This is a genomic window from Tellurirhabdus bombi (genome assembly GCF_021484805.1).
Classification (GTDB): domain Bacteria; phylum Bacteroidota; class Bacteroidia; order Cytophagales; family Spirosomataceae; genus Tellurirhabdus; species Tellurirhabdus bombi.
In genome coordinates this window covers 302770-326214 of sequence record NZ_CP090557.1, presented here as the reverse complement: position 1 = coordinate 326214, position 23445 = coordinate 302770, and the positions used below count along the sequence as shown (strand labels likewise).

General features: G+C 48.7%; 16 protein-coding genes. 8 read left to right on the top strand and 8 right to left on the bottom strand.

Features of this window, described 5'->3' with window-relative positions; genetic code table 11:
- Positions 1 to 90: 90 nt before the first annotated feature.
- A complete protein-coding gene (locus L0Y31_RS01375) occupies positions 91 to 945 on the top strand; it encodes a hypothetical protein (RefSeq protein WP_234735277.1) in 855 nt (284 codons plus the stop codon).
- A gap of 2 nt (positions 946 to 947) precedes the next feature.
- Here L0Y31_RS01375 and L0Y31_RS01370 read toward each other — a convergent pair whose 3' ends face one another.
- From L0Y31_RS01370 to L0Y31_RS01360, 3 genes are read right to left on the bottom strand one after another with little or no spacing between them, the layout of a single operon-like run.
- Positions 948 to 1178, bottom strand: a complete 231-nt coding sequence (locus L0Y31_RS01370; protein WP_234735276.1) for a helix-turn-helix domain-containing protein — start codon at positions 1176 to 1178, stop codon at positions 948 to 950.
- 35 nt (positions 1179 to 1213) lie between these two features.
- The gene (locus tag L0Y31_RS01365) at positions 1214 to 1918 is read right to left on the bottom strand and encodes a hypothetical protein (RefSeq protein ID WP_234735275.1); all 705 of its coding nucleotides are present in this window, start codon (positions 1916 to 1918) and stop codon (positions 1214 to 1216) included.
- A gap of 5 nt (positions 1919 to 1923) precedes the next feature.
- Positions 1924 to 2625 (bottom strand): DUF2975 domain-containing protein, encoded by a 702-nt coding sequence (locus L0Y31_RS01360; RefSeq protein WP_234735274.1) that lies wholly within the window; start codon positions 2623 to 2625, stop codon positions 1924 to 1926.
- A gap of 189 nt (positions 2626 to 2814) precedes the next feature.
- Here L0Y31_RS01360 and L0Y31_RS01355 point away from each other — a divergent pair, with 189 nt between their 5' ends.
- The 3 genes from L0Y31_RS01355 to L0Y31_RS01345 all read left to right on the top strand — a co-directional run bounded on the left by L0Y31_RS01355 (position 2815) and on the right by L0Y31_RS01345 (position 9803).
- Positions 2815 to 4569: a phospho-sugar mutase gene (locus L0Y31_RS01355; RefSeq protein ID WP_234735273.1), complete on the top strand. Its 1755-nt coding sequence runs from the start codon at positions 2815 to 2817 to the stop codon at positions 4567 to 4569.
- A gap of 267 nt (positions 4570 to 4836) precedes the next feature.
- Positions 4837 to 8067, top strand: a complete 3231-nt coding sequence (locus L0Y31_RS01350; RefSeq protein ID WP_234735272.1) for a SusC/RagA family TonB-linked outer membrane protein — start codon at positions 4837 to 4839, stop codon at positions 8065 to 8067.
- A gap of 29 nt (positions 8068 to 8096) precedes the next feature.
- A complete protein-coding gene (locus L0Y31_RS01345) occupies positions 8097 to 9803 on the top strand; it encodes a RagB/SusD family nutrient uptake outer membrane protein (protein ID WP_234735271.1) in 1707 nt (568 codons plus the stop codon).
- Between the two features lie 63 nt (positions 9804 to 9866).
- Here L0Y31_RS01345 and L0Y31_RS01340 read toward each other — a convergent pair whose 3' ends face one another.
- The gene (locus L0Y31_RS01340) at positions 9867 to 10898 is read right to left on the bottom strand and encodes an oxidoreductase (RefSeq protein ID WP_234735270.1); all 1032 of its coding nucleotides are present in this window, start codon (positions 10896 to 10898) and stop codon (positions 9867 to 9869) included.
- A 47-nt stretch (positions 10899 to 10945) separates the two neighbouring features.
- On the opposite strand from L0Y31_RS01340, the gene L0Y31_RS01335 reads away from it, so the two are divergent.
- The 4 genes from L0Y31_RS01335 (at position 10946) to L0Y31_RS01320 (ending at position 14424) form a co-directional block, all read left to right on the top strand.
- Positions 10946 to 12253, top strand: coding sequence for a Gfo/Idh/MocA family protein (locus L0Y31_RS01335; RefSeq protein ID WP_234735269.1), 1308 nt, complete (start codon positions 10946 to 10948; stop codon positions 12251 to 12253).
- Positions 12254 to 12337: 84 nt separating this feature from the next.
- A complete protein-coding gene (gene tsaE / locus L0Y31_RS01330) occupies positions 12338 to 12748 on the top strand; it encodes a tRNA (adenosine(37)-N6)-threonylcarbamoyltransferase complex ATPase subunit type 1 TsaE (RefSeq protein ID WP_234735268.1) in 411 nt (136 codons plus the stop codon).
- 51 nt (positions 12749 to 12799) lie between these two features.
- Complete coding sequence (locus L0Y31_RS01325; RefSeq protein ID WP_234735267.1) at positions 12800 to 14014, top strand: alanine dehydrogenase; 1215 nt, start codon at positions 12800 to 12802, stop codon at positions 14012 to 14014.
- A 5-nt stretch (positions 14015 to 14019) separates the two neighbouring features.
- Positions 14020 to 14424: a hypothetical protein gene (locus L0Y31_RS01320; protein ID WP_234735266.1), complete on the top strand. Its 405-nt coding sequence runs from the start codon at positions 14020 to 14022 to the stop codon at positions 14422 to 14424.
- A 66-nt stretch (positions 14425 to 14490) separates the two neighbouring features.
- Here L0Y31_RS01320 and L0Y31_RS01315 read toward each other — a convergent pair whose 3' ends face one another.
- From L0Y31_RS01315 to L0Y31_RS01300, 4 genes are all read right to left on the bottom strand, one after another.
- Positions 14491 to 15999 (bottom strand): capsule assembly Wzi family protein, encoded by a 1509-nt coding sequence (locus L0Y31_RS01315; protein WP_234735265.1) that lies wholly within the window; start codon positions 15997 to 15999, stop codon positions 14491 to 14493.
- A gap of 199 nt (positions 16000 to 16198) precedes the next feature.
- The gene (locus tag L0Y31_RS01310; RefSeq protein WP_234735264.1) at positions 16199 to 17131 is read right to left on the bottom strand and encodes a homoserine kinase; all 933 of its coding nucleotides are present in this window, start codon (positions 17129 to 17131) and stop codon (positions 16199 to 16201) included.
- A 6-nt stretch (positions 17132 to 17137) separates the two neighbouring features.
- On the bottom strand, positions 17138 to 19612 hold the full coding sequence (gene thrA, locus L0Y31_RS01305; RefSeq protein WP_234735263.1) for a bifunctional aspartate kinase/homoserine dehydrogenase I: 2475 nt from the start codon (positions 19610 to 19612) through the stop codon (positions 17138 to 17140).
- Positions 19613 to 19823: 211 nt separating this feature from the next.
- Positions 19824 to 23234 (bottom strand): ThuA domain-containing protein, encoded by a 3411-nt coding sequence (locus tag L0Y31_RS01300; RefSeq protein ID WP_234735262.1) that lies wholly within the window; start codon positions 23232 to 23234, stop codon positions 19824 to 19826.
- Between the last annotated feature and the right edge of the window lie 211 nt (positions 23235 to 23445).

The window sequence follows — 23445 nt, the reverse complement described above, 5'->3', positions numbered from 1 at the left end:
CAATTAATGGCCGGATTGGTTATTGAATTACACGACTTCCCTCAGGAACATTAGCTGTAGAGGCGACCGGGCGGAAGTTTGAGTTTACAGATGAGTATCATTTATAAAATACAGGAACGACTTCTACAGGCACACTGGCTGAGTCTGGATGTGGCGCTTGGGGCGGTGGTATCGCACCGCATGGCGGCCCGCCTGCCCGACGGACACCAGCCCGAAGCCTGGGCAATTCCTCTTTTACTGGCTTTTTGTGTCTTCATTATTTATGCTGCCGACCGGCTGCTGGATGTGGCTACGTACCAGCCCGCTCGGGGTCCGCTGACGCCGCGCCATCGCTTTCATGGCTTATTGAAAAACTGGCTGGTTCGCATTCTGATTGGGCTGGTCGTTGTGTCGGCTGTTTTGCTATTCTGGCTGCCCAAACCTGTGCTTATTTTAGGTGTTATTTTAGCCATCATTTGTGGGTTATACATCTGGGGCGTGGCTCGTTTGCCGGCCCTGCATCCAGCTCTGATCTGGAAAGAGCCGATTGTCGGGGTGGTTTATGCCGCCGCCATCTGGGGCTGTGCCTGGGTAATGAAACCAGTAATTAGTTGGGGAGAAATTGGGTTAGGCGTTGCTTTTTTAGCGATTGCGCTGCAAAATATCCTTCTTTTTTCCCTCATGGAATTTTACGAATACCCAGAAAGCAGTTTTTCGATGGCTACCATCTGGGGGGCCGAGCGAACCGATGCGACGTTGCGGATTTTGATGAGCATCGTCCTGCTATTGACGCTGGCAGTTTTCCTTTTTGCAGACGATCATTTTACGCAGCGGGCGGCAGTTATCGAAGGGATTATGAGTGCCGTGTTGTATACCATCCAGCGCTACCCAACTTATTTTCTGCGTAATAACCGCTACCGCTGGATTGGCGACGGCGTTTTCTGGCTTCCCTTCCTAATCTTATAGTTTTATGCCTGCTCAACCGGCTCGGCGGGCTCTTCAACGTATTCCAGCAGGTCGCCCGGCTGGCAGTTCAGGGCTTTGCAGAGGGCTTCCAGCGTTTCGAAGCGGATGGCCTTGGCTTTTCCGGTTTTCAGGATCGACAAGTTGGCCAGGGTGATGCCAACTTTTTCGGCTAATTCCGTAAGCGACATTTTTCGCCGGGCCATCATGACATCAACGTTTACAATTATGGGCATGGTCGGTGGTTAGATCGTTAGCTCACTTTCTTCTTTCAGCTGGCTTTAAATTCTTGCCAGGTCCGGTAACGGAAGTGTAAATAATAGTCTTTACCCGAGGAAAATTCGGCATCCCGGTGCACGAGAACATTGGGTATTTGCTGAATCGTGTATTGCCAGGGCTTTGGCGCAATATCCCAATCCATAAAATCAGCTCTGCTATCATTCGGAAAAGGGACGCTACCACTCGACATCCGTAATTGAAACCCAGATGAAGCATTAGGCTCCAGTTTGTAATACCGCTTGGGCGTTCGTACGATGTAAATCTCTGGTTCAACGCGCAAGATAGAATCGATCTCCGCTTCTTGCTGCTTTTTTGACATCAGCAAACTGCTGGCGATCAATTGCTGGATGCTATCGGGTTCCTGTAGCAATGAGTCTTCCGGTTTTTCCCAGATGACATGGCTGTTGGAATCCAGTAAAGTATAGGTATCATCTTGGAGCAAAAGCTTATACGGAAAACTGTTCGACTTATCCCGAAGGGTGAGCCAGGGAACCATATCGTTTGATCTGCCAGCTGAATCGTGCAGGATTCGGGAACCGTTGGTGGGCAGAACGTATTTACTTAGCTTCCAACGCCAGAGACCCTCACTCCACAGTGGGCTGATGATGATCAAAAAAAGAATGCCAAGAAAAAAGCTAGCCCCATAGAGAGTCCGAAAAATGTAGTGCAAGAAGTTGATTAGGCGATTGGTCTTCATGGCGTTTAGATCGTTAGCTCGGTTTCGCGTTGCAACGTAAGACCATACAGAAAAATATGGCTTAAGGCTAGCAGGATTAGGCCAGTCAGCGGCAGAAGCCAGTTATCCGGGAAAACGAATGGAATGCCGATGGGCATGAAAACCTCGTAATTGTGTTCTTCAAGATAGCGAGTGAGGTAGTAATGGTTGACATTGGTAAAGACACTACTGAGCAGAAACAGACCAACCAGCGTCCAGCCCAGCGTTTTGATCCGCTTTATCTGAATAACGCTAAATACCTCGCCTTCGGAAAAGTCCTCGAAAAGTCGTCTAAGTAGGTAAGTAACCCGTAGAAAGCCGCCCACGGTCAGTAGAAAAAAGAAGACCACGAAGGCCTGAACAAAGCGAGGAAGCTGCAAGAACTCCTGAAAACTGCTTACCTGAAACTCGACATTGTATTCATTCTGCTGGTTTGGTACAGTTAGGTCAGCGCTTGGGTGATCGCTAATCTGTAGCCTGGATTTGCCAGGGGAAAAATGGTCATCAGCCTGGAGAATACCCCGGTAAGGTATGTCGATGGTAAACCGGGCATTGCCCTCTTCCTTTTCGCTCTGGCCCCAATGAAGCAAAGTAGGAACGACTAGAAGGGCGAGTGTGGCACCGATGGTCAGGTAATACAATCCTGAAAAAACGTTTCGTAGAAAATTGATCAGACGGCTGGTTTTCATAAGGGTAGAGGCATTATTCGTACTAGCAAAGTAGAACAAAATACTTTAGCTTAGCAATAAAAATTTATTGTTATTCGATAAATATTTTCTGTCTTAAAAGAATAGCTATACTTCCTTATTTATTGGATTTGGCAACCTGAAAGAAGAATGTAACTTTGGCGAACATATTAAACGCAAATCATTTTTCGTATGTCTACTGCGATTGACTCCTCTACGCAAGAAAAAATAGACCGTTGGCTAAACGGTAATTACGATGCTGATACCAAAGCGGCGATTCAAAAATTAATTGATGGTAACGAGTCAACAGAACTAATTGATTCTTTCTACAAGGATCTGGAGTTTGGAACCGGTGGATTGCGGGGCCTCATTGGCATTGGTTCCAACCGCATGAACCGCTATACGGTCGGTGCAGCCACGCAGGGATTGGCCAACTACCTGAATCAGGCGTTTACGGGCGAAGCCATCAAAGTAGCCATTGCGCACGATAGCCGCCGGATGAGCCCGGAATTTGCCCGGATCGCCGCCAATATTTTCTCGGCCAACGGCATTGAGGTTTATCTGTTCTCCGAACTGCGGCCAACGCCGGAATTGTCATTTGCCATCCGTCAGCTGGGTTGCCAGAGCGGTATCGTGGTGACTGCTTCGCACAACCCGCCGGAATATAACGGCTACAAAGCGTACTGGAACGACGGTGGTCAGGTGGTAGCGCCACACGACAAAAACATCATTACCGAAGTCAACAAAATTACGTCGATTGACGACGTCAAGTTTGAAGGCGATCCGTCGAAGATTCACGAAATTCTGGAGGAAATCGATTCGGTATACGTCGAGCGGATCAAATCAAATGCCGTCAATCCAGACGTAATTGCCCGGCAGAAAGACCTGAACATTGTTTATACACCGATTCACGGAACAGGTATTACGCTGGTGCCGCGCGTGCTGAAAGCGCTGGGTTTTGAGCAGGTTTCTATCGTTGAGGAACAGGCTACGCCCGACGGTAATTTCCCAACGGTGGTTTACCCGAACCCCGAAGAGCGCGATGCCATGCGTCTGGCGTTGGAAAAAGCCGAAGCCATCAACGCGGATCTGGTCATGGCGACCGACCCCGATGCCGACCGCGTTGGTGCCGGAGCGCGGAACCACCACGGTAATTTTGAGTTGCTGAACGGCAACCAGATGGCCAGCCTGATTATCTATTACCTGCTTCGGGCCTGGAAAGATGCCGGGAAACTGACGGGTAAGGAATTTGTTGCCAAGACGATTGTGACCACGGATCTCATCGATAAAATGTGCGAAACATATGGCGTTACGTGCTACAACACGCTGACGGGCTTTAAATACATCGCACAAGTTATTCGTGAGCTGGAAGGGCAGCAGCAGTTTATTGGCGGTGGTGAAGAAAGCTACGGGTATCTGATCGGTGATTTCGTTCGCGATAAAGATGCAATTGCTTCCTGCGCCATGATTGCTGAACTGACTGCTTACGCCAAAGACAAAGGGCTGAGCCTGTTCGACTTGTTAATGGAAATGTATCAGGAATATGGCTTCTACTACGAAGGACTAGTCTCCATTACCAAGAAAGGTAAAAGCGGGGCAGAAGAAATTCAGCAGATGATGGCTGATTTCCGCAGCAATCCGCCGAAGGAAATTGCTGGTTCGGCGGTGGTTCGGGTTGATGATTATAAGGCCTTGACCCGCAAAAATCTCCAAACGGGCGAAACGACAGCCATTGAATCTGGAAAATTAGGTATCGAATCATCCAACGTATTGCAGTTCTTCACGGCAGACGGATCGAAAATTTCAGCGCGTCCTTCCGGTACGGAGCCGAAAATCAAGTTCTACGTGGGCGTTAGCGAGCCTTTGTCTAACAAGGAGGATTTTGATGCAGTATATACTCAATTGAAAGAGAAGGTACAGAAAGTAGCTGCTGATTTGGGTTTATAAGCCCTATGTAGTAGTTAACGTACTATTAACTAAAAGGCTACAGCCATTATGGCTGTAGCCTTTTTTGTTTTACAGTGATCTATGAAATATAAATATTTTGCTAAAAATTTTACATTTATAAATTTAGAATTCTATCTTGCTTTAAAATAAATAAGTATTTACACTCAATAAATACTGGTATTTGAGTTTGTATCCTAAAAACCCTTAACTCCTCTTTACATTATGAAGTATTATTACTGCGTATTAACTCGTGCAGGAGGCGTAGCCATGTTGACATGGCTGTTAGCTTTATCAGCCTGGGCACAGGATCGGAAAATTACAGGGAGTGTATCGGACGGTGCGGAGAAAAGTCCGCTGCCAGGAGTCAACATTCTCGTAAAAGGTACTCAGATTGGCGCGTCTACGGGTTCAGACGGTCAGTTTACATTAAACGTTCCGGCAGGGCGGGACATTTTGACGGTATCGGCCATTGGCTTTGTTACCCAGGAGGTAGCCTTGGGAAACCGAACGAATTTGGCGGTTGCGCTGGTAGCGGATACAAAAACGTTGACCGAAGTAATCGTAACTGGTTATGGTGCCCAGTCCAAGCGCGACATAACGGGAGCGGTAGCCACAGTCGATATGAAGGAAGCGCTGAAGGTTCCGGCTACCAATGTTGCGCAGGCTCTGCAAGGCCGCGTAGCCGGGGTGACCATCGGCAATGATAACTCACCGGGCGGGGGCGTTATGGTGCGGATTCGCGGATTTGGGACCATCAACGATAACTCACCGCTCTACGTAATTGACGGCGTTCCGACCAAAGGAAACCTGAATACGCTGAATCCCAACGATATTGAGTCACTACAGGTCTTGAAAGATGCCTCCGCAGCCTCTATTTACGGAGCACGGGCCGGGAATGGGGTGGTAATCATTACGACAAAAAAAGGAAAGTCAGGCAAGCCTAAACTGACCTATGATGCCTACTACGGCACCCAGCGGCCCGGCAAATTCCCAGACTTGCTGAACACCCAGGAATACGCCAGTTTAGTGTGGGAGTCGCGCCGGAACGCGGGTAACCTGGTTAACGGCAACCCGAAACACGCGCAGTTTGGCAATGGAGCTACACCGGTAATTCCCGATTATGTTTTCCCGGATGGCGCAATGGAAGGCGATCCCCGGTTGGCTAAAGATGCCAACGGAAACTACGCGAACTACACCACAAACGTGGACGGCTCTGACTTCAAAAAAACGCAATGGCTGATTACCAAAGCCAACAAAGAAGGGACAAACTGGTTTGACGAAATTTTCGCTTCGGCTCCGATTCAGAACCACCAGATTGGTGTATCAGGAGGCAACGAAAATGGCCGCTATGCCATGTCAGCGAATTACTTCAATCAGGAGGGAATTATGCGGTATACATACTATAAGCGCTATTCCATCCGGGCCAATACGGAGTTCAACGTATCAAAGCGCATTCGGGTAGGAGAAAACTTGCAGATTGCTTACGGAGAACGCGTTGGTGGGGGTAATTCTACTCAGAGTATTACAGCCAATAACAACGAAAGTAATGCTGTTTCTTTCGCGTATCGGATTCAGCCCATCATTCCTGTGTATGACGTTGCGGGTAATTTTGCCGGAACTAAAGGCGGTGACCTCGATAATGCCCGTAACCCGGTTGCCCTCCTGTATCGCAACAAAGACAACGTGGGAAAAGAAATGCGACTTTTCGGCAATGCTTACGCCGAGGTTGACATCCTGAAAAACCTGACCGCTAAAACTAGCTTTGGGGTTGATTACAACATTTATAACATTCGCGCCTATACACCCCGTGATATTGAGTCGTCGGAGGCTGCCACTGCCAACTCTATGTTTGCCCGGAATGAGTTCAGTTACAACTGGACCTGGTATAACACACTGGCATACAACGGCGAAATCAATTCCGACATTCGCTATAACTTGTTGGTCGGTACGGAAGCCATCAAAAACAATTTTGAGTTTTTCCGGGCTGATCGGAGCAAATTTGCTAACGATGATCTGTACAATCGCTACCTGGATGCCGGTAATGCTGGTACGCAGACTAACAGCGGTGGCGGTTCTGACTGGCGATTAGCGTCGGAATTTGCGAAAGCCAGCTTTTCTTTATTTGACAAGTATCTGATTGATGGAACCATTCGCCGTGACCGTTCGTCGCGTTTTGCCAAAGTAAATCGGGTGGCTTACTTCCCGGCGGTGTCCGTGGGCTGGCGTATTTCGCAGGAAAACTTCTTAAAACCAGTTACCTGGGTAAATGACATAAAATTGCGGGCTGCTTACGGCCAAACGGGTAATCAGGAAATTGGTAACTACAACTCCTATCTGATTTACGGAACAAGCCCAACCACGGCTTTCTATGACTTAAATGGGTCGCGGACTTCATCTATTCAGGGATACGAATTACAGCAATTTGGTAACGCCAACGCCAAGTGGGAAACTACAACGTCGGTAGACTTTGGGGTGGATGCTTCCTTGTTCAAAGGTAAACTGGACGTAACATTCGACTGGTTCAATCGGGTGACTTCCGACGCTTTGTTCCCGGTTGAGGTGCAGTATACGCAAGGTCAGGCGACCAACCCGTTCCAGAACATTGCGTCGTTCCGGAACCGTGGTGTCGAGTTGGGCCTGAACCACAACGGAGCCCTGATGAATGGGGACTTTACTTATAGCGTTGGGGCCAATATCTCAACCTACCGTAATCTGGTAACGCGCACGGATGGAAACCCATCCACCCAGTATTTCGGCTTCACGCCACGGATTCCGGCCATGACGGTGACGCAGCAGGGTTATCCAATCTCGTCTTTCTTTGGGTATGTCATTGATGGTATTTTCCAGACAGACGAAGAAGCGGCGCAGGCACCGGTGCAGTTTGGCGGGGGCTTGAACAACAAAGCGGGGCAGTTCCATTTCCGCGATCTTAACAAGGACGGCATCATCAACGCCAGCGACCGTCAGGTGATCGGCAATCCACACCCGAAATTTGCTTACGGCCTAAATCTGAATGTAGGTTACAAAAACTTTAACCTGACGATTTTCGGCCAGGGTGTATACGGTAACCAGATTTTCAACTACAACCGGTACTGGACTGATTTCCAGACGTTCGCCGGTAATCGTAGCCGCCGCATGCTGGAAGATTCATGGCGCCCCGGCAAAACCGACGCCAAGCTGCCGCAGCTTCGTTCGAACGACAATATCAGTTCCAACCCATCAACGTACTACCTGGAGCCAGGCTCGTACCTGCGGGTGAAAAATATCCAGCTATCGTATAACCTGCCAAAAGGATTGATGTCGCGTTTAGGCCTAAGCAACGCAATGGTTTACGTACAGGGTCAAAACTTATTCACCGCGACGAAATACTCCGGTCTGGATCCAGAAGTTAACCTGCGTGATTCAGGAGGAACGGGCAACGACCGCCATATTGGTGTGGACGAAGGGGCATATCCAGTTTCTAAATCCATGTTGGTCGGCCTGAATCTGGCTTTTTAATTAACCCGCTTAACTTTTGACGAGTCATCATGAAAAAACATACGTTATTAGCTGTTGCCCTGACAATTGGTTCATTAACAGCGTGTAAAGATAGTTTTCTGGACGTGCAGCCCAAGGCGGTGCTGGGTGCGCAAAATTTTTACAACAGTACCGGAGTCAATTATCTGCTGGTTGGAGCCTATTCCCTGCTAGACGGTTGGGGTTCGGGCGGCACGAGCTACCATTCGGGAGTTAGCAACTGGGTTTTTGGGAGCGTCTCAGCGGATGATGCTTACAAAGGATCAACTACGGGTGACCAGCCGGATATTTCCTACATTGAATACAAAAGTATCCAGCCCGACAACGGTTATTTCCGGGGTAAATGGCGCTCCGTTTATGATGGGGTAGCGCGCTCCAACGACGTATTACAGGCCGTTGAAAAAGCCACGGATATGTCGGCTACCGATAAAACCCAGGTGCAGGCGCAGGCCCGTTTTCTGCGGGCATATTATCACTTCGAAGCCAAAAAAATGTGGAACATGGCTCCGTATATTGATGATAAAACCTATAATCCAACGGATCTAAATAGCACGAAAGTACCTAATGATAAAGACATCTGGAGCAATATTGAGGCCGATCTAAAGTTCGCTGCTGAAAATTTGCCAGCCAAACAGTCGCAGGTAGGACGAGCAACCAAATGGGCGGCCACGGCGATGTTGGCGAAAGCCTATGTTTTTCAGAAAAAGTGGACGGATGCTAAACCCCTGCTGGAATCTATTATTGCCAGCGGTCAGTATAAGTTGATGGACAAGTACCACGACAATTTCCGTACGGTCACCAACAACAATACTGAGTCGATTTTTGAGGTGCAGTTTTCGGTCAACGACGGAACGGGCGAAAATGGGAATAATGGCGATGTGCTCAATTATCCATACGGTGGCCCAACGACTTGCTGCGGATTTTTCCAGCCGTCACAGAACCTGGTGAATGCCTTCAAAACCGATGCAACGGGGCTGCCTTTGGTGGATACGTTCAATAATTCGGATATCACCAGCGATCAGGGGCTTGAATCAACGCAGGCATTTACGCCTTATACAGGAGCACTGGACCCGCGCCTGGACTGGACGGTAGGCCGTCGGGGAATTCCTTTCCTGGATTGGGGAGCTATGCCGGGTAAATCCTGGGTGCGCGATCAAGGAAATGGTGGGCCATACGTGGCTAAAAAGCACCTTTTCTACAAGTCTGACGTTGGAACCAATACCTTTGCGAGCAACAACCGTCTTAACGCCAATAACTTCCGGATGATTAAGCTGTCGCACATTTACCTGTGGCTGGCAGAAGCTGAAGTTGAAGCCGGAAGTCCGGAAAAAGCGCGGGAATACGTCAACGTCATTCGGAAACGCGCATCCAATCCAGATGGTTTTGTAAAAACCGATGCTGGACAACCGGCCGCTAATTACGTGATTGGTTTGTATACGCAGCCTTGGTCGGACAAAGTGGCGGCCCGTAAAGCCGTGCAATTTGAACATCGTCTGGAATTTGCGTTGGAAGGACACCGCTATTTTGACCTGGTTCGCTGGGGAATCGCCGCCGAAACCTTGAATGCATACATGCAGAAAGAATCGGTGATGCGGACTTATTTTAAAGGGGCTTCCTTCATCAAAGGCAAGCACGAATATTACCCGATTCCATTGCAGGAAATTCTGAACAGTAAACTGGATGGTAAAGAAACCTTGAAGCAAAACCCCGGCTACTAAGAAATAGAGCCAGCTAGAAAGCCAGAACAGTCGGCATAGACCGACTGTTCTGGCTTTTGAGGATTAAAAAGAGCAAATTTTTCCGCTCTGGGTACTTTCTAGCGCCAATTCCATAATTCGAATAACCGCAATGGCCTGTTCGGGTTGAACTTCCTGGGCTTGTTCGCCCCGAATAGCTTTTGCCAAATTGTCGTAAAAACGGTGATAATTACCCGCCTGACTCGTGATGGTCTGCTGGCCGTCGGCGGTCGTCAGCGTACCATACTGACTTTCGGGTTCAATTCCCCAGTCGGGTGTGTTGGGTAAGATATTTTTCCGTTGGGTTTCTTCCTGAATATCCAGACCGTGCTTGATAAATGAGCCTTTCGTTCCGTGGATGATATACCGCAAGCTGTTATCGGGTGCCAGCATGGACGATTTCAAAATGACCCGTTTATCGGCGTAAAATAATTTAATGTCGAAGTAGTCATCGAGGATACCGCCCTGCCGAATTACCCGGACATCGCCAAAAACAGCTTCAGGAATCCCGAAAAGCGCCACCGCCTGATCAATCAGGTGAGGGCCCAGGTTAAGGAGGTTGCCGCCGCCATCGGGATCTTTTTCTTTCCAGCTATTCAGGATTTCGGGACGATAACGGTCGAAGTGGGCTTCGTATTCCACAACATCTCCCAAAGTTTGCTCGGCCAGAATATGCTCAATGGTCAGAAAGTCAGCGTCGTAGCGGCGGTTTTGGTAGGGAATAGCGACTAAACCTTTTTCTTTAGCCAAATCAAGGAGCTGGCGGGCTTCTTCACTGGTGTTGGCAAAGGGCTTTTCGATCAGAACGTGTTTCCCCGCCTCCAGCGCCGCTTTGGCGTAGGAAAAGTGCGTGTCATTGGGTGAGCCGACAATCACCAAGTCAATCTCAGGATCACTAAAAAGCTCTTCGTGACTGCGCACTGTAATGATGGATGGATCAAAAAGCTGGGCTTCGTTCCGGGTCCGTTCAACTACCTTAACGAGGGTAAAATTAGGGTTGGTGCTTAGAAACGGAGCGTGGAAGTAGCGCCCTGATAATCCAAAACCAATCAACCCGACCTTAATTGTTTGTGCCATGCGGATTTATAGTAACTTGTACGACTTTAACTTTTACCTTTTGAAAAATGCAGACTGACCATTCCCAATCCCGAAGACAATTTCTCAAGAGTTCTACTGCGTTAGCTTCCTTCTTCATTGTTCCCCGCTATGTTCTGGGAGGGCCGGGCTATCTGGCTCCTAGCGATCAAATCAGTTTAGGCTTTATCGGTTTAGGTAGGCAGTCCGGCGGATTGCGGCGCAATTTTCAGCAAACAGGGCAAGTCCGTATTCCGGTCGCCTGCGACGTTGACCGCACGAAGATGGTGAAATTTATTACTGACGTCAAGGCCGCAGCGGGCGTAACGCCTGCCGCCGGCACCAACAACACCGCTGAAAACTGCAAACCATACGATGATTTCCGGGCTGTGTTAGACCGTTCTGACGTTGATGGTGTGGTCATTGTGGCGCCGGATCATTGGCACGCGGCCATTGCTGTGCGGGCAGCAGAGGCCGGAAAAGATATTTATTGCGAAAAGCCCCTTTCGCTCACGGTTGCGGAAGGGCGGGCGATGGTAAAAGCAACCCGCAAGTACAAGCGTGTTTTTCAGACCGGTAGTATGCAGCGGTCGTGGAAGGAATTTCGTCAGGCAGTCGAGTTGGTACGAAGCGGAGCAATTGGCGAAGTAAAAACGGTGAAAGTTAATGTGGGTGGCCCACCGGAAGCCTGGAATTTAACCGCAGAAACTTTACCGAACGGCCTGCATTGGGATATGTGGTTAGGCCCTAATCCAGTTGATCGGCCTTATAACAGCCAGCTCGCTCCCCCCTTAGGAGCCGACTATTGGGCACGCTGGCGCAATATTAAAGAGTTTGGGGGCGGTGGCATGACCGATTGGGGGGCACACATGTTCGACATTGCCCAGTGGGGGCTAGATATGGATAAGTCGGGACCTGTGTCCTTGACGCCGCCCAGCGACAACAGCGGCAAAGGCCTGGTATATACCTATGCCAATGGCGTGAAGATGATCCACGAACCCGTTCAGGGGGGCCAGTTCTGCCATTTTATTGGCACAGAAGGAGAAGTAAAAGTAGGACGGGGAAGCTTGATAACGACGCCGGCCAGCCTGAAAGATAAAGTCATTGCCGAAAGTGACCGGAAGATCTATCACAGTGAAAACCACTACGTTGATTTTCTGAATGCGATGCGTTCGCGAAAACCACCCGTCTGTGACGTAGAAGTAGGCCACCGCACGGCTACGGTGTGTAACATTGGTAACATTGCGTATGAACTAAAGAGGCCCTTACGCTGGGATCCGAAGAAAGAGAAATTCGTGGACGACGATGAAGCAAACAAATGGCTTAGCCGCCCTCTCAAAAAAGAATGGAAGGTATAAGTGTCCTTTTTTGGGTTGGTAAAAGCGCGTTAAAGTTTGCTACAGAAAACGCTATCTTTGCGCCTTGAAAACAAGCCAGACGATATGCAGTTAATTGTTCAGCACCTCAGTGAACTGGATGCGGCGGCGGAACAGTTGCTTCAGCTAGGGCAGAACCATCAGGTATGGTTGTTTGAGGGGGAAATGGGGGCGGGGAAAACAACGCTCATCAAAGCTTTGTGCCGGCAGATGGGGGTAGTGAACGTCGTGCAGAGTCCAACCTTTTCAATTGTTAATGAGTATGTTACAAATGATGGAAAACCCATCTATCATTTTGACTGTTACCGACTTCGAAACGAAATGGAGGCGTTCGATATTGGAATTGAAGAATACTTCGATTCAGGAGCGACTTGCTTTGTCGAATGGCCCGAACGCATTGCTGGCTTGTTACCGAGTGATGCCTGGACAATCCACTTACGTGTCGAAGAACAAAATCGAATCATAGAAACACTTTAAGTGAAGAGTTAAGCGGGCGAAACCTTAGCTCTTACTTTTCAAATAGCCTGTATGGTTACCGGATTTGACGCATTGGCCAAACAAACGGCCCTGTACCCGCAAGAAGCACCTGTGAAAGACAAGAAACAGGCAAGTAGCTTGTTAATTGGTTTACCGAAAGAAGTTTCTTTGCAGGAAAAGCGCATTGCATTAACCCCCGAAGCAGTGGCTATCCTAATCCGAAATGGCCACGAAGTGCTGGTGGAGACAGGAGCGGGAGCGGGGGCTAAACTGCTCGACCGCGATTACTCCGAAGCCGGGGCGCAAATTGTCCAGTCGTCCAAAGAAGTCTACGAAGCAAATCTGATTCTGAAGGTAGAGCCCCTGGTGGAGCAGGAACTGGATCACATTAAGCCGGGAAGCACGCTGATTTCGGCAGTAAATTTGCCCAATCATGACCGGGCTTATTTCGAAAAGCTAAACCAGAAAAAAATAACTGCTCTTGGCTACGAATACATCCAGGATCGGGTGGGTGGTATGCCCGTTATTCGGGCGATGAGTGAGATTGCTGGGAATACGGTCATGTTGGTAGCCGCCGAATACCTTAGCAGTGCCAACAACGGTCGAGGACTTATTTTAGGCGGTATTACGGGCGTACCTCCAACAAAAGTGGTGATTCTGGGGGCCGGTACGGTCGCTGAATACGCTGCCCGAACGGGTTTAGGACTCGGAGCCGAAATCAAGATATTTGATAAATACATCTACAAACTTCAGCGGCTCAAGTACGCCATTGGGCAGCACGTCTACACGTCTATTATCGAATCGGATACTTTAACCGAAGCCGTCCAGCGCGCTGACGTGGTGATTGGAGCCATGCGTGCCGAAGATGGTGTTAGCCCGATTGTGGTGACGGAGGATATGGTGATGAAAATGAAGCCTGATTCAGTGCTGATTGATGTATCGATTGACCAGGGCGGAAATTTTGAAACCTCGCAGATGACGACGCTAAAAGAACCCGTCTTTAAGAAGCACGACGTGATTCATTACTGCGTTCCTAACATTCCGTCCCGGGTTGCACACACGGCCAGTTTAGCGCTGAGTAACATCTTTTTACCCTTTTTGCTACAGACCGGAACGATTGGCGGCATTGAAGAAATGATGTATGCGAACCGTTGGTTTATGAAAGGTGTTTATAGTCATAAAGGCTTATTGACGAACATGTACATTGCCAAGAAATTTGGCATGCGTTACAAAGATTTAAGCCTATTATTAGCCGCCAGAATTTAAAATCAATGATTCACCATAGTAACGAAAATACCCTCCTTGACGATGCCAATTCGCCGGACATAAACCGGAAGTTGATGAGTCAGGTGTCAACCGATTTTGTGAAGGTTGCTGATCAGCTCCGCGAGGCATCGTATCAGATCCGTAAGCGGGGTTTTTCTGAGCATCCAGTTTTTGTGGCCGCTCGCCACGCCGTTGAATTAGGCCAGTTATTGATTGGGAAAAAAGAGCTGGCCAATGAATGGGATTATCGCGCCTCGCTTCTGGACGAATTCATTCAGCGGCAGTTGATTGGAGGCGAATCCATTGACTTGTTTAAAGAGAATTACAAAAACCCGGACGAGTATTGTTGCTTGTTCGTGGTTGAGAATGACTTTGCTGGGTTTATTTTTATTCCCTTCCCGGAAGACTGATCCAATAAATAGTCAAAAAGGCGTGTCAAATTGTGTATTTTGCAATTTGACACGCCTTTTTTATTGTTAATTTCTAATCCGGTATTTATAATATTCCCAGGTTTTCCGGATGCCTAAGTACATTCCGGTACTATTTTCGTAAAGTTTGCCTTGATCCGTAGCAATAGTCGCTGTGGCAAGCCAGCCGTTGCGGGCCGAAATAGGCACGCCCAGCTTCAGAGCGGTTGAAAACTGCCAGATGTTATCCGGAAACGGTTTGTCATAAACTCCTGCATTCAGGCTGTAAGAGCAACGAAGAGCAAATGTGTTACCTTGCCCGAAGCTGCCTGATACGCCCAGATGAGCTACTTTGACCCGGTTATTATTCGTGAAGTTATAGCGAGGTAAACTAGGGTACGTGTCGTTTCCCGGCGGTATAAATGGCGTTCCCAGCGTTTGGCCCTGATAAGCCCATCCACTCTGGTACTGGCTGTGGTTGAAGTAATTGTCCCGACCTCGATTGTCCGCCAGATCACCAAAAACCTCGCCGCCCTGGCTCATGGTTGTTAAATATTCCACTACTACGTCCTGAATTCGGAATGCCGTCGATGCAGGTTTTAAATTGTGCAAACGTAGGCCATGCAGGCCATCCTGAATGTTGATTAGGTAATATAGCGATCCATCTTCGTAAATACTTTGCCGGTACAGAAAAACCGAGTACTGCTTGGCTAGTGTTAGTTCTAAACCTACATCAATCGTACCCAGGTGATTGCCAATCCGGTGTTCGCGATCAAATGGACTAATTCGGGTGGTATCAACAACTGAGCGGTAGCCCAAACTGGAACCGGTTACGATGTCGCCATAGTCTTTAAAACTAGAAGGAAGTTGCCCGTTTCGCGCCAATAGTTCGGGTAAAACATTCGTCCGGCCACCCCACTGGACTTGATGGTTAAATCCAGCATAGAATTTGACCGGCCAGGTTGGCTTACCAAAGCGGCCATACAGCGTTTTTTGGTGTAGAAAATAATTCTGAATGATGTTGCCACTATTGCCAAACCAGCCATGCGCGTAAGAGCCCCGGATAGCAACCACCCCTTTGGTAAAGGGAATAGCGGTGTATTCTGGCAACGAAAGCTGGATTTTGGGAACAGGCAACGCATTGCTGGAGATGGAATAAGGGCCAATACCTAAAGTGGAATCGGCAAGCCCGGAAACCTCCCGTCGGCGCCCAGCCATGAGTTCAAAGGCGCCTAATCGCCCTTTTATATACGCTTCGGGCAATACCCAGGTGATCGTTTGTGCACCTGCATTGGCAACTGCTTCCACGCCGTATCCCCAACCAATAACCCTTTTTTTCTTTAGGCGAGCAGAGAGTGTATTATGCCAGGAGTCCATCTGAATCCCCGCTCTCAAAGAAGCACGAGGAATTTCCTTGGGAACAATGCCAAACTGGTTGGCCTGCATCCAGAAAGGAGTGCGGCTGTCGGTAGCATAGTAGCCACCAACTTCAGTAAAAATTTTGGTAGGTTTAGTTTCCATCACCGGCTGGGCAAAAGCCAAAGCCGGGCATAGCACTAATAGTAGCAGTCCTCTCATAGGCGGCGGTTACAATGATTAATAAGCAATAATCAGCTGCGAGTGCACCGGGAGGTAGTGCTGTTAAAACGTTAAATGACAGAGAGATAGATTAGTTTCTCTGGTTAAGATTTTAGTTTTAGGGAGGAGTAAATGGGTAAAAGCTTCAAAATATACCTGAATATATACTAATTATATTAAAGTTTAATAAAAACAGCACTTAACCAATTATTTTGGGTCCCTGCTGATTTATTTCTGAAACGTAAACTTCACTACCTATGCCAGCACTCGCAAATGCATTCTGCATTTTATTTCCGACGTTGGTAGCGGTGTTCTGGTCACAACTTAAAGCAAAAATTGATGGACCGGACCCGGAAATACTACAACCGAGCGCTCCGGCGTCTAAGGCGGCCTGTTTTACCTCCTTAAATTGAGGAATCAGGATGGCGCGAATCGGCTCAATAATTACATCAACGAGAGAGCGGCTGATCAGGCTATAATCCGGCTTCATCAAACCGGCAATTAACCCGGCTACATTCCCCATTTGCGTAATGGTGTTCTTCATAGACACCTCATTTTTTAGAATGTAACGGGCATCTTTGGTATTCACTTCAATATCGGGATGAACAATCGTAGCAAAAAGCTGGTGTGGCGTATCGATGGTGATAATATCCAGTGGGTTGTAACTACGAACCACCACGAAGCCGCCCATCAGGGAGGGGCCAACATTGTCGGCATGAGCTGAACCGCAGGCAATGCGCTCGCCTTCCATCGCGAATGGAAGCAAATCGATGCGTTCCAGTGGATTACCCAGCAGCTCATTGATGGCAAAGACACCCGCTACGGCGCTCGCTGCACTAGAACCCAAACCGCTGCCGAGCGGCATTTTTTTGTGAAGGATCAGGTCAACACCAACATCGTCGCGGCCAATGTGGGCCAGGTAAGATTGAATCGCAATACCGGCTGTGTTGCGGGCTGCTTCGCGCGGCAGGCGACCTTCGTCACCAATAATATCCAGGATACGAACACCTGGCTGAGCGCTCTGGCGAACAATGAGTTCGTCGCCGGGACTATCAACCGCAAAACCAAAAATATCAAATCCGCAGGCAACATTCGCCACGGTGGCAGGTGCAAACACTTTTATGGATTCCATGAAAAATTAAGCTAAATAACTCCCGATGCTAACAACATCGGCAAACACTCCAGTTGCTGTTACTTCTGCACCTGCACCCGGGCCTTTGATCACTAAAGGCCGATCTTTGTAACGTTCCGTGGTAAAAGAAACAATGTTATCGGCTCCGGACAGCGCGTAGAAAGGATGCTCCGGCCCAACAGCTCGTAATTCAATTGTTACCTTGCCGTTTTCAAGCGTGGCCACGTAGCGAAGTTTCTGATTCTGATCTTCAGCCTTAGCCAGCAAACTTTCAAAATAGGCGTTGCTATTCTCCAACTCCTCAAAGAAAGCCGGAATGGAAGGCGCCAAAATGCAGTTCTCAGGCAGCAAATTGTTGATCGTTACATCGGAAGGTTCCAGCGGGAAACCAGCCTCACGGGCAAGAATCAGAATTTTCCGGGCGACATCCATGCCGCTCAAGTCTTCGCGCGGGTCTGGTTCGGTATAGCCTTTTTCTTTGGCTTCACGTACAATGGCCGCAAAAGAAACTGGCTTGCCATCTTTTCCCGTTTCGAAATTATTGAAAATGAACGAGAGCGTACCAGACAGAATCGCTTCGATTTTCAGGAAGCGGTCGCCGGAGGTCATCAGGCCCTGCAAGGTATTGATAATGGGCAGACCCGCACCGACGTTGGTTTCGTAGAGGAATTTAACACCCCGTCGAAGCGCCGTCCGCTGCAAACGCCGGTATTCTTCGTAAGAGCCGGAATTGGCCACCTTGTTTGGAGTTACTACCGACACGTTGGCATTCAGGAGGGATTCGTAAAAATTAACGATGTCTTTATCCGATGTGCAATCGATGAAAACGCTGTTCGGCAGGTTGTAGTTTTTCATCTGGTCGACAAAGGCGGGTAGGGAGGTCGTTACGCCTTCTGTCAGCAACCGACCCTGCCAGTCGTCGAGCGAAATCCCTTTCGGATCAAGCAGCATTTTCTTGGTATTCGTAACGCCAACCAGACAGATTTTCAGCAGCTTTTCATTTTTCAGGAAAGCATTCTGTGCGTGAATCTGCTTCAATAAAGTACGGCCAATCAGGCCCGTACCCACCAGGAACAAATTCAGAATGCGGGCTTCGGATTGGAAGAAAACGTTATGAATTGCGTTAAGGGCTTTGGATAGGTTATTTCGATTGATAACAACCGAAATATTAATTTCCGACGAGCCCTGCGCTACGGCAATAATATTAACCCCGTTTTTACCCAGTACCGAAAACAGTTTCCCGGCGATACCGGAGCTTTTTTTCATGCCTTCACCGACCACGGCAATGATCGATAATTCGCGTTCGATGCTTACGTTGTCGATATGGCCCTGCTCAATGTCAGCTGCAAACTCAGCGTTTAGAATCTCGCGGACATACTCGGCGTTGCGCGGATCAATCGCGAAACAAATGGAGTGCTCGGAAGAGGCCTGCGAAATCAGGATAACACTGATTTTGTGAAGGGCCAGAACGCCGAAAACCCGCGCTGATACCCCCGCCACTCCAATCATCCCCGACCCCTGAATATTGACCATAATCACATCGTCGATGGACGAAATACCCGTAATGGTGTAGTCGCGGCGTTCGGCAGCTCGGCTGATGACCGTACCCGTGTGATCAATGTTGAATGTATTGAGAATTCGCAGCGGAATGTTCCGCGCAAAGGCCGGTTGCAGGCTGGGCGGGTAAATCACTTTAGCGCCGAAGTGGCTCAGTTCCATCGCTTCGGCATACGTAATCGTCGGAATATTAAACGAGTTGGCAACCTTGCGCGGATCGGCAGTCATCATACCATCGACATCCGTCCAGATGTCGATGATGTCGGCATTGAGCGCCGACCCCAGAATCGACGCGGTAAAATCAGAGCCGCCCCGGCCCAGCGTGGTCGTTTCGTTCTTTTCGGTTGAGCCGATAAAACCGGTTACAATGGGCAGGTCCGTTGTTTTCGAAAAATAATCGTTGATTAGCTGGTTGGTCAGCGTATAATTGACCTCCGCCATGCTAAACTGGCTGTCTGTTTTGATCAGGTTACGGGCGTCGCAGAACTGGGCCGGCACACCCCGGCTTTTCAGGCATTCGGAAACCACCGTGCACGACAGCCGTTCGCCAAAACTCATAATCAGGTCCATCGTCCGGAGTGATAATTCCCGGATCAGGGACACGCCCCGCAGCAAGTCTTCCAGCTCGTTAATAATGCCCCGAATCGTGGCAAATACTTTGCTTTGCTCTTTGACCGGAATAAGGGCTTTGATCACATTGAAATGCCGATCCTCAATGCGCCGGACAAGTTCCATGTAATCGGTATTGCTCTCTGTAGCCATCCGCCCAATTTCAATTAACTGGTTGGTAACTCCGCTCATCGCCGACAGAACAACCGCCCCAACAGGCTCATTTTTGCTGCGGTGACGTTCAATAATATGAATAACTTGCTTGATGCTTTCAACCGATCCGACGGAGGTGCCGCCAAATTTCAATACGTTCATGTAACGATGGGAACTGATTGTCTATGAATTAATTGTGCGCAAGCGGCAGAGTGAATAATGGGTATTCAATCTTTGGCTGGCTATCGATTTGTTGGCTGAAGTGTGAAGAGCCACAAATATAGGGAAAAGCAGGCGGTAGGATATAGATTTAGCAATAAAAAAGCCGCTGCAATGCAAGGATTACAGCGGCTTGAGTAATTACTGAAAAAAACTACATGGCGTTGGCGTTGAACTGGATCCAATCTACCGCAAAGAGTGGCTTGTTCCCCGCCGCCGGATTGATGAATACGAAATACAGTTTTCGCGCGGCGGTGGCGGTTGTTTTCAAGTTTACACTAAGGGGAGCCGTCTGATCCGCCGTCACATCGCCCGTTCCCAATAGTGGGCCGGTCGGTGCATCAAGGCGAACCTCCAGTTTTCCTCCCGCCATGGTTTTCGCATTTGCCAGGGCTTTTATGCTCAAATTATGGATATTGGTCAAATCAATATCGTTAAGCGTAAAATAACCATTGTGTTTGGTACCCAACACGACTTCTACCTTAGCTTCGTTGCTTTTACGTACATCTTTGCCTTCGTCGAACGTGCTGGCCAGTACTTTAGAACTGCGTAGCGCAATGGTTTTGGTTCCCGTCTGCGGACCAACCACGGCACTTCCTTTGTCGGTGTAACTAGCCGAGAAAATATAAGAACCGTCTTTTGGCGAAGCTTTTGTAACATATGCTCCTTTAACAGGTTGTTTATCAACGGCTTTTTTATCGGCGAGGGCCAAAATATACTCAACCATTTCTTTGGCTTCATCTACTTTCAGCTGCGGATGGGCGCTCATGGCCTGTTCACCCCAGACACCACCACCACCTTTGATTACTTTCTGCGCCAGTCTGCTAACGGCTTCGCTGCGGCGTTCCTTGGAATAGCGCTCGGCAACAGCCATGTAAGCGGGTCCAATTGACTTCTGATCAATGGTGTGGCAAGCCTTGCAGTCGCTGAGTTCAATAAGTCGTTTGCCCGTCGCCTGACCAACGTTCATCTGGTGGCCCTGGGCCAGCATCGTTTTGTCGAAGCCCTGAAGGAAGTTAACCGTCATGGTAATATCCTCTGGACTAATTTTACCACCAGCGAGGCTACCGTCTTCTTTATCCGATACTTTTACTTCGTATTCAACGGGCTTGTTATCGAAGTAAAACGTCTTATTTCCTTTTAAGGCTAGCTCTACTTTGGGTACTTCATTCCCAACTTTGATTTCCAGCTCTTTCGTTTGCACATTGCCAGCGGCATCGGTTACTTTCAGGACAGGGCGATAAATACCCGGTTTTGCATAAGTAAAGGTTGGGGCGGCCTGGGTGCTTTTGGGCAGACCTTTGCCGAATGTCCATTCGTACTTAATCGCATCACCGTCGTAATCCATCGATCCCTTTGCGTCAAACTTAACAGCCAGCGGAGCGGCACCGATCGTTTTGCTGGCGGTCGCAACAGCAACGGGCTTGCGGTTTCCGGCATTGTAAGTGATGTGCGAAAGGCGGGCGTCGTCATTCTGGGCAAACCATTTGTTACCATATTCGATCACATAAAGCGAGCCGTCGTTGGCAAACTGCATGTCAATCGGGTGGCTGAACTTTTCGGAAGGCATGAAGCGCTCCATCTGAACAAAATTGCCCTCTTTAGTCATGGTTACCGGATTGATCCAGTCGCGTATCCAGTCGTAGGCAAATAGTTTACCGTCGTAATAACGAGGAAATTTTACAGCGCTGTTTTTGTAATCATCGTAATAATAAACCGGACCAGCCATCGCATTCCGACCCCCTTTGCCAACAATCTCACCAAATTCCGGCGAGGCAGCGTACGGGTAGAAAATAAACGCTTTTTGAGCCGGTGGCAGCTCCCGCAAACCTTTAATCCGCTGAGAATAATTGATGGGTTTCGCCGGATCGTTGTAAGGACCGGATGTGCTATCGGCAAAATTGAACTGGCGGTAAGGCTTGTTGTCGGCCACAAACAAAGGCCAGCCAAAATAACCCGCTTTCCGGGCCTGGTTTACTTCATCGTGGCCGCGGGGACCGTAGCGATCATCGTTTTCGCCCGCATCAGGACCCACTTCGCCCCAGTACAAATAGCCAGTACGCTGGTCAACCGAGATGCGGTAGGGGTTACGGTTACCCATCACGTAAATTTCCGGACGGGCGTTGGGCGTACCTTTCGGGAACAGGTTGCCTTCTGGAATATCGTATTTGCCGTTGTCGAGCGGTTTAATCCGCAGAATTTTACCCCGCAAATCCATCGTATTGCTGGATGTAACCAGAGCACTGTAGTCTTCGCGGCCCGGACGGTCATCGGAAGGGCTAAATCCCTTGGATTCGAATGGGTTCGTATCGTCGCCAGTTGACAAATACAGGTTTCCCTGCTTATCCCATGCGATGGAACCCCCTGTGTGGCAGCATCCAGTGCGTTTTACGGGAACAGTCAGCAGCACTTGCTCCGTGTTGAAGAGCAGGGTGTCTTTTACGTCATCGTATTTAAAGCGCGACAGGTGCTGCGCCGTATCACCCGATACCGGAGAATAAAACAAATAAACCCACTTATTTTCATTGAATTTTGGGTCGATGTTGATTCCCATCAGACCGTATTCGAATTTGGTAAAAACAGGCATATTGGCTACCAGTTTAACCGCCTTCTTTTTAGGGTCCCAAAGTTTCAACGCCCCTTTGCGCTCAGTGAACAGAACTTTGCCATTGTCCAGAACAACTAGCTCGGTTGGTTCGTCCAGCTTCTCGGTAAGAATATCTTTTGAAAATCGGTTTTCTTCTGGAAAAGGCTCCGACTTGGCTTTTGAATAATCCAACGTAGACGCCATTGCGTACTGGATTCCACCCAGAACGTGTTGCAAAAAGAGAGGTTCGACAAACGAAGCTTCCGTGTGGCCCAAGCCTGTGTAAAACGTGCGGCCACCGTCAAATTCGCGGTACCAGGCAATCGGGTGATTGTCTCCATTTTTCCCGCCTTCGTAGGTCTTTTCGTCTAATTTAGCCAGGACTTTCAGGCCCGGAACGATGTTTTTGTAGTTATACCACTCATCATAACGCTTCCAGCGATCGGGCAGCATTTTGGTTGAAGCATGGTTTTTGTCCACTACCTCGATTTCGGCATTTTGCTGTTTAGGATGGCTCAGGAAATAGGCACCCGCGAGTTGGTTGTACCAGGGCCAGTCGTATTCGGTGTCCGCCGCGGCGTGAATGCCAACAAAGCCGCCACCCGCCTGGATGTAACGTTCAAAAGCATTTTGCTGAGCATCGTTCAGGATATTTCCGGTGGTGCTCAGAAAAACAACAACATTGTAACGTTTCAGATTGGTTTCGGTGAACTTAGAAGCGTCTTCGGTCGTATCAACGGCGAAGCCATTTTCCTGCCCCAGTTTTATTAACGCTTTTTTGCCATCTGGAATCGAGGAGTGCCGGAAACCGGCCGTTTTGGAGAAAACCAGGATGCGCGTCGAGGCGGTCGTACTGGCTGCAACCCCTTTTTTGGGAGTTTGGGCAACCGTCCAACCGGCAGAAATGAACAACCAACTAACCAGCAGCAACAAACCGTGACGCTGGTAGCCGTTGAAGCAAAGATTTCGGAATAACATAAGTTAGTAAAAGAAATTGGTTAAGAACGAAGGATTATAGTTTGAAACATCTTCATGGCCTTTGACCAAAAATCAAATGTACAAAAAAGCGTCGTTCTATGACCCAAAAGCAGGATATTAAAGACCGTAAAAAATGAAGAATTAACCCTGAATAATGAAATTATTTCAAGAGGTATTGGTCTCTGGCGCTTAACGGAGAAAAAGTAAAAAG

Excerpts from the sequence above, each read along its gene's own strand:
- L0Y31_RS01335 (WP_234735269.1), top strand. The coding sequence starts at position 10,946 with ATGCAGACTGACCATTCCCAATCCCGAAGACAATTTCTCAAGAGTTCT.
- L0Y31_RS01370 (WP_234735276.1), bottom strand. The coding sequence starts at position 1,178 with ATGCCCATAATTGTAAACGTTGATGTCATGATGGCCCGGCGAAAAATG.
- L0Y31_RS01320 (WP_234735266.1), top strand. The coding sequence starts at position 14,020 with ATGATTCACCATAGTAACGAAAATACCCTCCTTGACGATGCCAATTCG.
- thrA (WP_234735263.1), bottom strand. The coding sequence starts at position 19,612 with ATGAACGTATTGAAATTTGGCGGCACCTCCGTCGGATCGGTTGAAAGC.
- L0Y31_RS01300 (WP_234735262.1), bottom strand. The coding sequence starts at position 23,234 with ATGTTATTCCGAAATCTTTGCTTCAACGGCTACCAGCGTCACGGTTTG.
- L0Y31_RS01315 (WP_234735265.1), bottom strand. The coding sequence starts at position 15,999 with ATGAGAGGACTGCTACTATTAGTGCTATGCCCGGCTTTGGCTTTTGCC.
- L0Y31_RS01310 (WP_234735264.1), bottom strand. The coding sequence starts at position 17,131 with ATGGAATCCATAAAAGTGTTTGCACCTGCCACCGTGGCGAATGTTGCC.
- L0Y31_RS01355 (WP_234735273.1), top strand. The coding sequence starts at position 2,815 with ATGTCTACTGCGATTGACTCCTCTACGCAAGAAAAAATAGACCGTTGG.
- L0Y31_RS01365 (WP_234735275.1), bottom strand. The coding sequence starts at position 1,918 with ATGAAGACCAATCGCCTAATCAACTTCTTGCACTACATTTTTCGGACT.
- tsaE (WP_234735268.1), top strand. The coding sequence starts at position 12,338 with ATGCAGTTAATTGTTCAGCACCTCAGTGAACTGGATGCGGCGGCGGAA.
- L0Y31_RS01340 (WP_234735270.1), bottom strand. The coding sequence starts at position 10,898 with ATGGCACAAACAATTAAGGTCGGGTTGATTGGTTTTGGATTATCAGGG.
- L0Y31_RS01325 (WP_234735267.1), top strand. The coding sequence starts at position 12,800 with ATGGTTACCGGATTTGACGCATTGGCCAAACAAACGGCCCTGTACCCG.
- L0Y31_RS01345 (WP_234735271.1), top strand. The coding sequence starts at position 8,097 with ATGAAAAAACATACGTTATTAGCTGTTGCCCTGACAATTGGTTCATTA.
- L0Y31_RS01350 (WP_234735272.1), top strand. The coding sequence starts at position 4,837 with ATGTTGACATGGCTGTTAGCTTTATCAGCCTGGGCACAGGATCGGAAA.
- L0Y31_RS01360 (WP_234735274.1), bottom strand. The coding sequence starts at position 2,625 with ATGAAAACCAGCCGTCTGATCAATTTTCTACGAAACGTTTTTTCAGGA.
- L0Y31_RS01375 (WP_234735277.1), top strand. The coding sequence starts at position 91 with ATGAGTATCATTTATAAAATACAGGAACGACTTCTACAGGCACACTGG.